Annotated in this window: 9 protein-coding genes and 1 tRNA gene; 5 read left to right on the top strand and 5 right to left on the bottom strand. The window is 60.3% G+C overall.

What is annotated here, in order from left to right:
• Positions 1-54: 54 nt before the first annotated feature.
• The 5 genes from AC3RLQ_RS06700 to AC3RLQ_RS06680 all read right to left on the bottom strand — a co-directional run bounded on the left by AC3RLQ_RS06700 (position 55) and on the right by AC3RLQ_RS06680 (position 5,887).
• Positions 55-624 carry a GNAT family N-acyltransferase gene (locus AC3RLQ_RS06700; protein WP_493035527.1) on the bottom strand — a complete coding sequence of 190 codons (570 nt, stop codon included), beginning with the start codon at positions 622-624 and terminating at the stop codon, positions 55-57.
• Positions 625-948: 324 nt separating this feature from the next.
• On the bottom strand, positions 949-2,121 hold the full coding sequence (locus tag AC3RLQ_RS06695; protein WP_493035525.1) for a hypothetical protein: 1,173 nt from the start codon (positions 2,119-2,121) through the stop codon (positions 949-951).
• Complete coding sequence (locus tag AC3RLQ_RS06690) at positions 2,118-3,356, bottom strand: hypothetical protein (RefSeq protein ID WP_493035523.1); 1,239 nt, start codon at positions 3,354-3,356, stop codon at positions 2,118-2,120. The genes AC3RLQ_RS06695 and AC3RLQ_RS06690 overlap by 4 nt, the downstream gene beginning before the upstream one ends.
• Before the next feature lie 13 nt (positions 3,357-3,369).
• Positions 3,370-4,413: a zinc-dependent alcohol dehydrogenase gene (locus AC3RLQ_RS06685; RefSeq protein ID WP_493035521.1), complete on the bottom strand. Its 1,044-nt coding sequence runs from the start codon at positions 4,411-4,413 to the stop codon at positions 3,370-3,372.
• Between the two features lie 70 nt (positions 4,414-4,483).
• Entirely contained in the window at positions 4,484-5,887 is a 1,404-nt protein-coding gene (locus AC3RLQ_RS06680) for a phenylacetate--CoA ligase family protein (RefSeq protein ID WP_493035519.1), read from the bottom strand.
• Between the two features lie 167 nt (positions 5,888-6,054).
• Between AC3RLQ_RS06680 and AC3RLQ_RS06675 the strand changes: the two genes are divergently transcribed.
• From AC3RLQ_RS06675 to AC3RLQ_RS06655, 5 genes are all read left to right on the top strand, one after another.
• Positions 6,055-6,954, top strand: a complete 900-nt coding sequence (locus AC3RLQ_RS06675; RefSeq protein ID WP_493035517.1) for a sterol desaturase family protein — start codon at positions 6,055-6,057, stop codon at positions 6,952-6,954.
• 75 nt (positions 6,955-7,029) lie between these two features.
• Positions 7,030-7,104, top strand: a tRNA-Arg gene (locus AC3RLQ_RS06670).
• 120 nt (positions 7,105-7,224) lie between these two features.
• Positions 7,225-8,025 carry an SOS response-associated peptidase gene (locus AC3RLQ_RS06665; protein WP_493035515.1) on the top strand — a complete coding sequence of 267 codons (801 nt, stop codon included), beginning with the start codon at positions 7,225-7,227 and terminating at the stop codon, positions 8,023-8,025.
• 161 nt (positions 8,026-8,186) lie between these two features.
• On the top strand, positions 8,187-9,134 hold the full coding sequence (locus AC3RLQ_RS06660) for a FecR family protein (RefSeq protein WP_493035513.1): 948 nt from the start codon (positions 8,187-8,189) through the stop codon (positions 9,132-9,134).
• Between the two features lie 87 nt (positions 9,135-9,221).
• Positions 9,222-14,384, top strand: coding sequence for a beta strand repeat-containing protein (locus AC3RLQ_RS06655; RefSeq protein ID WP_493035511.1), 5,163 nt, complete (start codon positions 9,222-9,224; stop codon positions 14,382-14,384).
• Positions 14,385-14,397 lie beyond the last annotated feature (13 nt).

The following is a 14,397-nucleotide window of genomic DNA, read 5'->3' as shown; positions in this document are numbered from 1 at the left end:
CGCTGCAGCGTCACGCGGTTTTTTGTGCCCGCACTGCCACTTCACTCAGTCGTTTTACCACACCAGTACTTCTTCTTCCTCATGCTGCTGGGGCCGAGGCACGGCCACCGTGGGGGCACTGCTGGGTTTGACGAAGTCGTAGATGATCGGGATGCTCATCAGCCCGGTCTTGCGGTCGTCAAACCAGTCGGAGTAGAATGGCTTGCCGAAGACACGAAAGCCCATGGTCTGGTACAGCGGCAGCAGGCGCTTGCCGGATTTGGTGACCACATGCGCGGCATTGTGAAGTTTGGCGTAGTGCTGCATCGCCACGGCCAGCTGCATCAGCGGCATGCCGGCGAGGCTTTTCCGGGCGCAGCCGCGTGAGACTTCCATGATGAGCCCGCTCTGGGGGAACACCAGGTCCTGCGCATCAGATTCACATTGCAGTTCCAGTCGCGGCACTTCATCACTGCGCAGCATGCGGACCACACCGGTGATGTCTCCGGCGGCGTTGAAGAGCGCAAAATGATGGGCGAATTCATCAAATTCATCGATCTCATGCAGCAGGCCGGTCGTGTAAACTTCACGCCGGATCTGCGCTATGATGGATCGATGTTCGTGAAAAGGAATCTTCTGGACCATGATTTGATAAACTGCCTCTCTTTATGATAAAGAGAGTGCCTGAAGCAAAACTAAATACGCCTAAATAAAGATTAAAAATCACAATTCACCGCTTGCTGCGGTCTCGAAGACCCGTGCGTCTGGAGCGCTTTGGCGTGCGGTGTCACATCCGGCACAGCCCAGGTGATTCCCGCACAATGGGTTCTAGGTTCACTGGGTTCAATGTGGATTTTGAACCCACTCCCCCCTCCAACGGTGAACCTGAGTGAACCCAGGACCTGCCGCAGCCACCGCCTCCAAACCTAGGATCAACATGCCAGTGCTGCCACAACAGCGGTTTTCAGGTTAATCGAGGCCGATGATGCCACCCGCCCCGGCCTTTTCCGCTGCCGCCAGTTCGATCAAGCGCACCTCCGGCGGGCCCACAAAGCCAGGCGGAACCTTGCCTGGCAGCAAGATGCGGAAACGATATAGATCTTTTAATTTCAATGCTTCGCAATGCTTTTTCAGGGTTTCAGCACTCAGGGGCAGATGACTTGGAAATGCCCAGAGCGCGGAATAGCCGGACTGTTCATGATGAATAGGTCCTGCGCTGCTCAAAAACTCCGCCACGGGCCCAGCCAGCCGGTTCCACCGCAGCAGCAGAACGTGGTTGGCGGTGATGTGTCCATCATCCTGATTGAAGCCGTGCATCCACTTGCCCTTGTAGCGCGTCAGACCATCCTGCAAAAAGGCTCTGCTGCTGCCCAGAAGGATGCGGGTGCAGCCGAGCTGCCTGGCATGATCCAGCGAATGAACGTAGAGGGCGGCCAGAGCCCCCTGACGCAGGAGATCCTGCCTCCCATCCTTCACTCCTGTCACCACCAGGTTGTAGCCCCTGCCCTGCTTCATCACCAGGTCTGCGGCCACACGTTCCCCATTCAGTGTCAGCCACTGAATGAAACCGAAAGCATAAACCAGCCGCAGCATCCACCGGGGTGTCAGGCGGGCATTCGTCGTGTGCCTGCCTAGAATGTAGGGCTTGTAGAAATGCTCGTAAAACAGATCAAAATCACCGGCGGCCTTGGAAAGCTGGCTGGTATAGCCTTGCTTTTTAACACGCCGTAAATCCGACGCCACGCTGCTGCGCTTCAGAGAGAAATCCGACGCATTCTCAGGGACCGACTGCCAGGTGGAGATCAAGGGCGGCATCGCCAGAAAGTCCTTCCCCAAAAACAGCCGGGCTGAAATGCGGTCAATCCCCACGAGGGTCAAGTCGGCTGAGGCCTGCCGCTGGCTCAAATGCCGCCGCAGCTGCCACACCGGCACCTGGGTGGTTTTCTCCACCACGGGCTCCCCTGCAAAAAAGTAGGGGCCGACTTGCGCAGCCCAGCGTGGCATCCCGGCCGTGAGCATCCGGACTTCCTGCCCAGACACACGCGAGGTGCCGCAGAGCTCCTGCACGGAAACGCGCCAACTGGTGAATGGCAGGCGCAGGCCCACCCACCAGCGCAGCAGGGTATGCAGAAAGACAATCATGATGGCTGAGCGTGGCTTGGGCGAGTTGACTTCACATCGGGCAGAATGGTTTCATGGGGCAATGCAGGAGCTGCAAGTTCGCAAAGCTTCAACTGTTCAGGCCCACCCTCACGCACCGCTGTCAGGGGGATAAGGCGGACATTGGCGGGGCAGACGAAGCCTGCGGGGAGATCTCCTGGCAGGAGGATGTCAAACCGATGAAGGCCTGCGGCAGCGAGCTGGGCATAGTGCTGCTGCAGAGTCTCCGCTGTGAGCGGCTCATGGTGTGGAAAGGCCCACAGGGCCGAGTAGCCGTCCTGATCATGATGGATGAGGGAGGTCTGGCTCAGAAACTCAGCCACCGGCCCCGCCAGGTGATTCCAGTCCAGCAGCGTGACGCAATTGGCGGAGATGAATCCCTCATGGCTGCGGAGGCCCGAGGCCCATTTGCTTTTGTAGCGAAAGACTCCGTCATGCAGCGAAGGCATGCTGCCACCCATGTTGATCTCGGTGCAGCCCAGCCGTCTGGCCTCCTGCATCGAATGCACGTAGAGGGCGCTCAGCACGCCTTCTTTGAGCAGATCCGCGCGGCCATCCAGCACGCCGTTGACACGTTTGGTGAGCACTTTGCCTTTGATGGTGAGAATCCCGCCGGCCAGTTTTTCCCCCTTGCGAGTCACCCACTGGATCATTCCCTGGCGGAACACGTACCGTAACATCCAGCGGGGGGAGACCATCCTCATGCTGCCATGCCGTGCCGTGGTGTGAGGACGGTGAAACTTTTCACAAAAGAGAGCGAAGTCCTTCGCCTCCCGGCTGAGGTGGCATTCAAAGTTTCGCGTGCGGATGCGGCGGAGGTCTGTCTGGGCATTGCGGTGCGTGCGCCCAAACTCCCGCAGATCCTCCGGGACTTTCATCCAGCTGGTGATCCACCGCGGCAGAGCGATGTACTTCGTGTCCAGAAACAGACGTGCAGACACCCGGTCAATCTCGATATCCACCAGGTCTGCGATAGCGCGACACTCGTTAACAAAGCGCTGCAGCCGCCAGACGGGCACCCGTGTGCGGCGCACCACGGTGGGCTCCTGCGCAAAGAAGCGTCCGATGATGAAGGCGGACGGGGAGCCTGCGCTGAGCATCATCACCTCCCGGCCAGAAGCCCGCGCAGGTCCGCGCAGCAGAACCACCGGCACACGCCAGTGGACGAACGGCAGAACGATTTGCATGCACCAGCGCAGCAAGGTTTGCAGCTTCATTTGAAGAGCCGCCTCATGCGTATTCCAGCAGCGCCTTGATGACCTTGCGCTCGGCCACGGCTTTGAATGCGGCGGTGATCTCATCCAGCGGGAAGCGGTGCGTGATGAAATCCGCCGAGGTGAGCCTGCCCTCACGAATCCACTGGCAGAGAGCGGTCTGCGATTCCTTCTCATAGCGGCGTGTGGGCCACTGATGGACGAAGAGGTTGAAGTTGAAATCGGCCTTCGCTTTGTCGATGTGCAGCACGCCGTGGGTGAGCACGCCATAGATGCAGTGGGAGCCGCCACGGCGCAGCAGCGGCAGTCCCTGCTGCACGATGTCGGGATGACCGACGGCATCGATGACGGCATCCAGCTTTTTGCCACGAATCTTGGAGAGCTCGCCGATCTCCAGGTCGCCCGGCGCAAAGGCCGCATCCGCACCCAAGGCCAGCGCCTTGGCCTGCTTGTCCGCATGCCGGTCCACGATGCCGATCCAGCCGAGGCCAAAGAGGCGGCCGAGCTTCACAAAGCTGAGGCCCACCGGCCCAGCGCCGTAGATCAGTATGTCATCTCCGGGCTGGAGGTGAAAGTCACGAAAGGCACCGAGGACCTCTCGCCAGGTGCAGAGGAGCACGGCCTGCTCCGGTGGGATGTCGGCATCAACACGAGTCTGGATTTCGAAGACCTCCACCCAGCCGTGGGCCTCATCGGCCACGCCGTCTGCGACCATGGCGTCATGATCATTGGCCAGGGTGTATTCACCGAAGCCGCCCCAGCCGGAATCAACGCCCTCTGTTTGCAGATCGAAAACAAGACCGCCGACCGCACGATCTCCCACCTTGAAGTTTTTCACCTTGTCTCCCACCGCGACCACGATGCCGACGCTCTCATGGCCGAGGGCAAAGGGGAACTTGTCCTCCATGCCGGGAAATTTACCGGCGAGCAGTTCGGAGTCCGTGCGGTTGCACAGGCAGGCGCATTCCGTGCGCACCAGCGCCTGATACGGCCCGGGCTTGGGCTGCGGCGTGTCGAGGATGGCGAGTTCTCCTGGAGCGATGGCGATGACGGACTTCATGGGGCGGAGAGAGTAAAAAGGGATGAAGAAGTGAAAAGAGGAATCCCGGAGTCAGGCCCTTTTCACTTCTTCAAGCCGTCTCATCCGGCAGCGGCACGTTTTGCTCCACCTTGCCAGTGCGCGGGTCCGGGCTGAGTTGAGCCACCGTGCGTGCCGAACATTTCACAGTCGTGCAGCCCCCATCATCCAGGCAGCGGCGCATCAGGGTTGCCAGTTGCTGCTGCAGCACCGGGACATCGACACCCGGTTGCGGGACGAACAGACATTCCACGGCATCTGGCGCCGTCTGGCGAAACTGGTAGATCGCCACTTCCTGCTGCTCATCCATGAAGAACAGAAAGTTGGTGCCGATGAACACGCGCCGCTCCGGAGTCTTGAACACATAGCACATCGTGCTGCGGCCAATGATCTGCTCGATGCGCTTGAACGGCCAACGGGCATCCACCGGCCCGAGTTTGACACGGTCATGGACGCGGTAGCGCAGCAGCGGCAGCGCCTTGTTGATGAGCGGCGTCACCAGCGCGTGGTCGGAGAGAACGCCATCGGGCACAGGTTGATCGGCAGCGTCCACCGCTTCAAACACCAGCATGTCATCATGGCAGTGCAGGTGCTCCATGCCCCGCCACTGCCGGGCAATGCCGAGCGTCTCGCCGCAGCCATACATGTTGAAAGGCTCAATGCCGAAGGCCCTGCGGCAGAGGTCGCGGATGCCGGGCGTCACGGCATCTCCTCCGGCCCAGATGTAGCCTTTGTCCTTGGGCATGCGGAGATTCAGCTCGCCATTGAGCTGGGCCTGCGCCAGCCGGCCGAACAAGGAGGCATAGCCCATCATGGCATCCGGCTGGATGCGCTGCACCTCGGCGAGGATTTCGCTCCAAGGCGCGGTGATGTTGATGCGGTGATAAGTGCAAAACAGCGCGCCAATCCAGGGCCGAGTCGCATACAAAGCCGCAGAAACGGAGGGTGAAGTGGCCGTGACGAAGGCCAGGACCTTGAGCCGCCTGCGGAACACCGGCAGAGGAGGCTGGCTGGCGCTGTGCGGAGAGGTGGAATTGCGCAGATTCTGGCAGGCATGCCCCCAGTCCACGGAGGCGATGTCATGCGAAACCGCAAAGCCCGGGCCGGTGGTGCCGGAAGTGGTGCTGACCATCCAGCGGCCATGCAGCAGCGTCCCCCAGTTTTTCGGGTCATGCAGAAACTTGTCCAGCTCAGCGCGGCGCAAACGCTTGTCTGGGACGATCTCATCCCAGTTCTCCACCATCAGCTCCTTCGTCATGGGCGGAATGTCCGTGATCTGGCAGCGCTCCACATCGATGCCCGCGAGATGCCTCCGGTAAAAGGGGCTCACCTCCAGAGCATAGCGCGCCATGGCACGCCAGCGGCGCTCCTGCAGCTTCAGCAGGTCCGCACGGCACATGAAATGGGCTTCCTTCACGGCCCGGCGCGCGCGGAGAATGTTGAACAAGCGACTCATGGGAGATGGCTGTCGAGCGGGGAGGTCGTGAGGTCAAGGAGCGAGCCGCAGTTGGACAGTTCTTGTGTGATAAATAATTGCCTCTCCCTGCCCCCGCAATCTCCGCGCATCATCTCCCCACATCTGCACTGGAAATCCGCACAATTCTTGCTTTGTAAAACAACCCCATGCTCCGCAAGATATTCGAATACCTGCTCTGGCCCCTGATCCTCATCGCAGCACTGATCCCCACCGGAATCGGCATCGCTCACAAGCAAGGGCCGCTGGCTTTTAACATCACCTACTTCAGCCTCGCAGCGCTGCTGTACTTCCTTGAACGCGTGTATCCGCATGAGAAGGCCTGGCTGCAGTCAGACGGGCAGGAGTTTCCAGACCTGGCGCACACGGCCTTCACCAAATCGTTTGTGCAGCTGCTCATCATTTCCGCCACCTGGCTCGGCCTTGCCTCCGTGGTGGGAGGGGACCTGGGCACAGGGTACTGGCCGAATCACTGGCCCATGTTCTTCCAGGTGGTGCTGGGTTTGGTGATCGCTGAGTTTGGCCTCTATTGGGCGCACCGCATCGCGCATGAATGGATGCCGTTGTGGTGGTTTCACGCGGTGCATCACAGCTCCAAAAAGCTGTGGTTCTTCAACACCGGACGCTTTCACATCATCGACACTCTCAAGAGCGCCCTCTTCTCCGCACCGCTGCTGGCGCTGGCTGGCGCGCCGCAGAGCGTGGTGCTGTGGTTCGGCGCCATCACCGCCTACATCGGCTTTCTCACGCATGCCAACATCCAGATGCGCTTCGGCTGGCTGAACTACATCTTCAACACCCCTGCCTTGCACCGCTGGCACCACTCCATGGACCTGCGCGAAGGCAATAAAAACTACGGCGAAAACCTCATGCTGTGGGACATCATCTTCGGCACGTATTACGACGACACCAACCGCCGCCCCCCGGTGGAGATCGGCATCAAGTCCGCCATGCCCCGCACTTTCTGGGGCCAGGTGGTGGAGCCGTTCCGCTGGCACAAATTTCAGTCCTCCGCCAAAGCAGGCACCCACAAGCACGAGTTGTTGTGAAAAAGGTGGGCACCCCACCCCGAAAACGACTTGCTGCACTCCGGTGCCCATGCGAAGCATCGCTCCCCGAACAACGCGCCCGTAGTTCAACGGATAGAATGGTGGTCTCCGAAGCCGCATATCCAGGTTCGATTCCTGGCGGGCGCACCAGCTTGCTACATGGCTGGAACTTGGTTGCAGTAGAAGTGGCTTTGCCAAACAGCGTCCTTTAGAGCTTTGTCGCACTAGTTCTGATTTGCCTCTCTGGCTGAGTGCGCTTTTCTGCCCTGTATGTGTGGCCGTCTGAACCAGTTTGCGAAGATCCCCGCGCTTTCTCTCGCGGGGAAGAAGCTGCGCATCGAACGACGGCCCCAAAAGAAGGACGAGGATACGAAGTCCGAGGTGCCGGTGATCCACAACATCTGCCCCACGGATTACGCGGACGTGCTGACCATGCAGGCTGATGAGATCGGCATCGAGCGCATGCGCTTTGGTCTTGTGCCATCATGGGCCAAGGGCAGCAAGAGGGAGGTCGCGAAGAAGTTCGGACTCACGTTCAATGCGCGGTGTGAGAGCATTTTTGAGCTGGCCTCCTACCGCGGCCCCATCCTGCGTCAGCGCTGCCTCATTCCTGTGCAGGGCTGGCATGAGTGGCCCGACCGCACCACGCCCTACTTCATCCACCGGACGGACGATGCGCCTGTCTTGCTGGCTGGCATCTGGGATGTGTGGGAAAGCCGCAGCCCGGAAGATGTCGAGAGCGGTGCCGTCATCACTTCCATGAGTGTTGTCACCACGCCGCCGGGGCGCTACATGGCCAAGTTTCACGATCGCAGCCCGCTCATTCTGGAAGGCGAAAACGCCCTTGCATGGATGCAGCCCGGCATGAGTGCCGACGACTTGCGCGCCCTCTTTCGCCCCTATGAGAGCGAGATGCTGGAGGCCTACCGCGTCTCCACCACCGCCAATCGTTCCCGCGACAAAAGTGAGGAAACCCTCCGTCCGATCGCACTGCCCGTGCCGCAGGCTGGAGATGAGCCGGTCAAAGTGGACGTGGATCCCGGTCCACAAATGATGCTCTTCGAGCCCTGACCGGGCTAAATTTCTCGCTTAGTTTACGAAGCTCTTACAAGCGCATATCCTATAATGGATGTTATAGTAAATCTTGAGAATGATGCAAAATAGCGACGCATCATTGATCTTGGTGCATTTAATTTTTTGACGAACATATGAAGTGCGACACATTCAATATCATGAAACTCCTCATAGCCATGATGGTCTTTGCTCTAATCGGGCACGGCATGGCTGCGGAATCCAACGGCACCGTTTCGGTGGCCGTGGGCAAGGTGACACTCATCCCGATGGGTGGCAATGCGGAGACAGCGCTGAAGGTGGGTGATGCGGTGCCTGTGGGCTCGACGGTAAAAACCGGGCCTGCTTCACGTGCGGTGATCAAGACGACCAAGCAATCGGCCATCCGCATCGCGGAAAATTCACAGGCGGTCTTCATGGAACTCGTGGATTCCGACACAGCGCCGAAGGTGCTGGTGGATCTCAAGTCGGGCAGCTTGGGCGCGCTGATTCAGCCGCAGGCGCAATCCACCATGGACTTCAAGGTGAAGACCCCCAGCGGCATCGCGGCTGCACGCGGCACGATGTTTGCGGTGGCCGTGGAGGATGGCAAAGGCTTCGTCAAAGTGGAGCATGGCAAGGTGGACGTGACTCCGAACGATGTGAAGAAACAGGTGCCGCAGAGCGGCAAGGTGACCATCGTCAAAGGCAAGGTGACCGAGACTCCCCCAGGCAAGCCTGAGCATGCGCTGAAGGAGGGTGACATCGTGACGGTGGGCAGCACGCTCAAAACTGGTGCGGATTCAAACGCCACGGTGACCATGACGACAACTTCCGCAATTCGCCTTGGCCCGGATTCCGAGGCCGTGGTGGCTGAGATTGTCGAGTCCAAGGACGCGCCCAAGGTGCTGCTCGACCTGAAGAACGGCACCATCGGTGCGCTGGTGAAGCCTGAGACCTCTGGCAAGATGGATTTCAAGATCAAGACACCCAGTGGTGTCGCTGTGGCAAAGGGTGCCTTCTATTCCGTATCTGTCGAGAACGGCAAAGGCTACGTGCAGACGAAGGACGGCGAAGTCGTCATCGTTCCGCTGGAAACCGCCGCCACCACTCCCAAGCCTCAGGAATAAAACGAAATGGTTTTGGTGTGTCCATCTTTGAGGACTGTCCGCGCCCTCGTTTGGGGGGCTGCGTTATGGATTTTCCTGCACGGATCAGTGGCTCGAATTTTTGCGAATCCCACCGGTGGCGTGGTGGTGCTGGGAGATGCGCAAATCCAAAGCACCTTCCCTGGCCTGACGACGATCCACCAGCAAACAGACCGTGCCGTCATTGACTGGAGCACCTTCAACATCGCCAGCGGAGAGCACACAAACTTCATCGTGCCGGATGTCAATTCGGCCACGCTCAACCGAGTGCTGGATGGCGGCCCTTCTCTCCTGAACGGCACGCTGACTTCCAACGGGCAGCTCTTTCTCATCAATGCCAGCGGCATCGTGTTTGGCCAGGGCTCGGTGGTGGATGTGGCGGGCCTCACGGCCTCCACGCTGGATCTGAGCAACCGCATGTTCATGGCGGGTGGAGAGATGGTCTATCAAGGAAACACCACCGCAGGCGTCAGCAATGCAGGCTCCATCCGCGCTTCCAGTGGCGATGTGTTTCTCATCGGTTTTCAGGTCAACAACTCAGGTGCCATTCGCGCGCCTAATGGCACGGTGGGACTGGCCGCAGGCACGGATGTACTCATCATGCCCGCTGGCGATGAGCGCGTAATCGTGCGCAACGCCGCAGGACCTCGGCGCGGTACGGGCGTGACCAACAGCGGACTCATCGAAGCGAACGTCGCAGAACTCAAAGCCCATGGCGGCAATGTGTATGCACTGGCCATTCGCAACACCGGGCGAATCGCCGCCACCGCCGCCACGAGGCAGGGCGGTCGCATCATCCTCAGTGCCAACGGCGGTCGCATCGAGAGCACTGGCAAACTGGTGGCACGTGGTCCCTCTGGAAATGGCGGGCAGATCAGAATCAATGCCGGCAACAAGGGCAGTGCCAGCCTCGGCGGACAAGTGGATGCCAATGGCACCACGGGTCGCGGTGGCAGCATCGCGGTAACGGGCGGAGAGGTCACCATACGGCGCGCTATTGTCGTTTCAGCCGATGGGGAAACCGCAGGCGGACAGATCGAAATCAATGCCCGGCCGCAGGGCGACGCAGATACTGACACACCGCCGACAGTCACATTCATCGACGGCACCATTCATGCCGATGCTGCCAGCGGCAACGGCGGAGTCATCCGGCTGGGCGGCAGCACACTCACCCTCGGCGGCGCGGCCATCATCAGCGCCAGCGGAGCCACGGGGGGCGGCAGCATCTTCGCAGGTGGTGGGGTACAAGGTCTGGACGCCAGCATGGCGAATTCAACTCAGGTGGAAATTCAGCAGGGAGCGATCCTTGCAGCCAATGCCATTCAGAGCGGCAACGGCGGCAACGTGGTCGCCTTTGCCAGCGGCCAGCTCACATTCAGCGGTACCCTGCAGTCACGCGGTGGCGTGACCGGCGGTGATGGCGGGCAGGCGGAGCTTTCCGGCAAGCAGGCGTTGATCATTGAATCACTGACGGGCCGCGTTGATCTCAGCGCGCCGCAAGGAGGCGCAGGCACTCTGCTGCTCGACCCCAACGACATCCTCATCACCAACTGCGTGGCAGGAAATACCATCACCAATCCCGCACAGGCGAACACGCTCAGAGCCTCGGACATTTCCACGTGGCTCGACACCAACTGCGGCAATCTCATCATCCAGACCGACCGCAATGCCACCGGCGGCGAGGGCAATATCACACTCGCGGGGCTCATTCAGTGGAGTTCTTCCACCACACTGACTATTAATGCGGATCGTGATTTCATCATGACCACGCAGGGCGGCGGCACGGGTGTGATTCAGTCCACTGGCAGCGGCTCAATAGTCATCAATGCCGGCCGCAGCGTGCAGATTTTCGCGGGGTCGCAGATTCTAACTCACTCGGGCAACGTCACCCTCAATGCCAATCAGGGCGCCACTTCGTTTGAGGGCGATTTCCAGGCCATCCTCATTGGCGGGCAGATCCTTTCAGAAAGCGGCAACATCACTCTCGCTGGCAGGACAGGCACCAGCAGCAGCGCTCAAACGGCGGCCATCCTGCTGGACAATGGCGGCGCAGTCAGCGCAGGCGCCTTTGGTGTGGTCACCCTGCAGACGACGGGCGGCAGCGGCAGCGTGCTGGGCCACGGCTCCATCACGTCATGGGGGCTCAAGCTCGCTGGCAACAGCGACTTCATCCTCACCAGCCCCGACAACGCCGTCCAGACTTTGACGACAATCGGCACGATTGGCTCCATCCAGATCTTGAACACGCTGGGACTCACCATTGGCTCCATCGGAGTGGACAGCGGACTCAGCGCCTTCGGCGGTGTCAGCATCATCACCACCAACACGGACCACATCCGCATCAATACCGACCTCTCCTCACAAGGCGGTGTGATCACTTTGACTGGATACGGCATCGAAGTGAATGGCAGCCATGTTTCCAACACCGGCGCCGGCTCCATCTACCTGGCAGCCACGCGCGAGATCAACGCCAACTCCGGGGCCACGATCTCTGTGGTGGATGGACGCATGCAGTTGGATGCCAACCAACTCCCCACTGCCACAGGTGGCAACTTCGCTGGCATCATCCTGAACAACGTCACGCTGACCACCTCTGGGATGGGTGCCATCGCGTTGAACGGTCGCAGCGGAGACACAGGCGACGGCAATGTGGGCATCCTCATGATTCATGGGTCCACCATTCGCTCCACCTCCACTTTGCCCACGGCGGGCAGCATCACGCTCCTCGGTGTGGCAGGTGGTGGCGATGGCAGCGGCAACCATGGCGTTTCCCTTCAGGATGCGGGCACCGCCATTACCAGCGCAGGTGCGGCCATCGCAGTTACCGGCAGCGGCACTCCCACCGGCTATGAAAACACCGGCGTGGATCTTGGCGCCAACACCGCCATCACCAACAGTGGCGCGACCATCATCACCACCGACACCGTCAGCATTTCGGGAGCCGCCACGATTGGTGGCACTGGCACACTGGCCATCCGCTCAGTTTCGGCGGGCACGACCATCGGGCTCGGAGACGGCGCAGCGGGCACGCTGCTGATCAATTCCGCAGGCATCGGCGCCCTCTCCTCCAGTTTGAGCCACATCACCATCGGCGCCGCCACTTCGGGAGATGTTGAAATCCGTGCCTCGACATGGCGCGCACCTTTGACGATCCTGACCCTCGGCGAGATCACCGTGAGCGAGCAGATCATCGATCTCGGCGGTGCCGTGACCTTGAATGGATCAAACACCCTGCTTTGCGCGGGCATCACAACTGCGGGAGGAGAAATCATCATCAGCAGTCCAGTCACCCTCGCGGCCAATGCCACGCTGGACACCACACGCAGCGGTGCCGTGCCAAACGGAGCATCCATCACCGTCAGTGGTGCCATCAGCAACGGCGGCAGCACTGGCCGTGATCTGACGCTGAATGCCGGCCTCACGGGTGATGTCACCTTGCAGAGCAGCGTCGGGCAGTCGGCGGCACTGCATGCTGTGAATCTCACGGGCGGCAGGATGGCAGGTGCGCCGCAGATCTTTGCGCAAGCCTTCTCCGCCACCTTCAACGGCGTGATCGATCTTTCCCATCTGACGGCTGACACAGTGTCAGTCACCGGGCGCGCAGGCAACGACACCGTCACTTTCGCCTCCGCCACAGGCCCGGTCAGCATCAGCACCGCCGGCTTCACCAGCATTGAAAACCTCATCGGCTCCGCCAGTCATGCGGACACCCTCATCGGTGCAGAAGGTGGCAATGTGTTTCAGATCACCGCGAACAACTCAGGAGCCCTGGGCGCAATCCATTTCAGCTCATTTGAAAACCTCACCGGCAGCAGCACGGGTGCGAACCGGTTTGTTTTCTCCAATCAGGCCACCATCGACGGCAGCGTGATCGGCAGGGGCAATCCCCTCGCGGTGCTGATCCTTGATGACACCGGCCTCCAGACCGGACAAGGTTACGTCATCGGTGCGTCTTTGATCACCGTCGGCACTCGCAGCTATGCCTTCACCGGCGTGAACACCATCGGCCTCAATCTCGGCGCCGGGAATGATAACACGGCCACCAGTTTCTTCACCTTCACGCAAAACTTGAGCGGTGGCGGCGGGGACAATCAGCTCTTTGTGGACGGCACCAAGGTGGTGACTTCACCGCTCAGCAAGCCGGGATTCGGCACCATTACCACCACGGGCTTTTCCACCAGTGCCGTCATCACGCCAGTGACGAATGTCTTCCTGCAAAACTTCAACCCATCGAGTGGATCTACCTCCTCAACATCCTCGCAGACCAACAATTTCAATTCGACCTCCGTTTCAGGCGTGGGTGGCATTGGGGCCCAAGGTATCTCCGGGGCTCTGGCTGGTGGCGCGGGCATTGCAGGCACGGCCTCCACTTCGGCCTTTCTCGGTCAGACCTTCGGCAGCGGCAGTGGTTCGATTGGCGGCGGAGGTCCTGCCAGCCTGGGAATGCAGTCGCAGATAAATTCCAGCACGTCTGCCACCGCTGAGCGCGAGCTCAACTTGAGCCTCGGAGGCGATGGCACGATCCGACTGCAAAATGGAGGAGGACTTTTCTCCGTTGGCTCTGCAGTGGGTGCGCCCAGCGCGGCTTCCGTGGCGCAGTTGGAGGGCAACATGAGCCTGCTGGCCCAGAGCGAACTCTCCATCGGCGCAATCGGCACGGGCGAAGTCCCGCTCACCGTGCAGGCAGGCGCACAATCCATCCATTTGGGAGATCCCCTGCCCTCGCTCAATGTGCAGCAGTTCCTCAATCAAGTGTCCACCCCCGAATCCTTCAGTACCCTGGTCAGAGCATTGGGTGGCGATGGCACGGCGCGGCTCGAGTTTGTCTCTGGCAGCACCACCGTGGAGGTCAATGGCAGGCCGGTTCCCGCCACAATCGAAACCGCTCTGCGCGCCAGTATTTCACCGGGAGCCTTTGGGGAGCTCTCACTCGCTCTCGGTGGCCTGGGTGAGTACATCGTGAACGAATCCAACGGGCTGGCCGTCATGGATGCGGGCGGTACAGCCGCCACGCTTGCGGTGCAGAGCCGACTCCACTCGCTGCTCGCCCCCTCAGGTGCGCAGGATCTTTCCCTGGCGCTGGGAGAGGACGGAACCGCGCTGCTGCTGTCATGGGACGGCATGATAAACACCGCTCTCGATGGCGTCCCCCCAGGACCATTTGTCATCCTCAAACTCAACAACGCCACCACACCTCAAAGTCAGGAGGAACTCGATCATGCGCTCCGCTGACCACGCCGCCACA

The organism is Prosthecobacter sp. GW821-HT29F12 (assembly GCF_058803405.1).
This window is presented reverse-complemented; position numbering and strand designations above follow the sequence as displayed.

What these genes read in the sequence shown, in the direction of transcription:
- AC3RLQ_RS06700 (WP_493035527.1), bottom strand. Translation starts at nt 624, where the DNA reads ATGGTCCAGAAGATTCCTTTTCACGAACATCGATCCATCATAGCGCAG.
- AC3RLQ_RS06695 (WP_493035525.1), bottom strand. Translation starts at nt 2,121, where the DNA reads ATGATTGTCTTTCTGCATACCCTGCTGCGCTGGTGGGTGGGCCTGCGC.
- AC3RLQ_RS06690 (WP_493035523.1), bottom strand. Translation starts at nt 3,356, where the DNA reads ATGAAGCTGCAAACCTTGCTGCGCTGGTGCATGCAAATCGTTCTGCCG.
- AC3RLQ_RS06685 (WP_493035521.1), bottom strand. Translation starts at nt 4,413, where the DNA reads ATGAAGTCCGTCATCGCCATCGCTCCAGGAGAACTCGCCATCCTCGAC.
- AC3RLQ_RS06680 (WP_493035519.1), bottom strand. Translation starts at nt 5,887, where the DNA reads ATGAGTCGCTTGTTCAACATTCTCCGCGCGCGCCGGGCCGTGAAGGAA.
- AC3RLQ_RS06675 (WP_493035517.1), top strand. Translation starts at nt 6,055, where the DNA reads ATGCTCCGCAAGATATTCGAATACCTGCTCTGGCCCCTGATCCTCATC.
- AC3RLQ_RS06665 (WP_493035515.1), top strand. Translation starts at nt 7,225, where the DNA reads ATGTGTGGCCGTCTGAACCAGTTTGCGAAGATCCCCGCGCTTTCTCTC.
- AC3RLQ_RS06660 (WP_493035513.1), top strand. Translation starts at nt 8,187, where the DNA reads ATGAAACTCCTCATAGCCATGATGGTCTTTGCTCTAATCGGGCACGGC.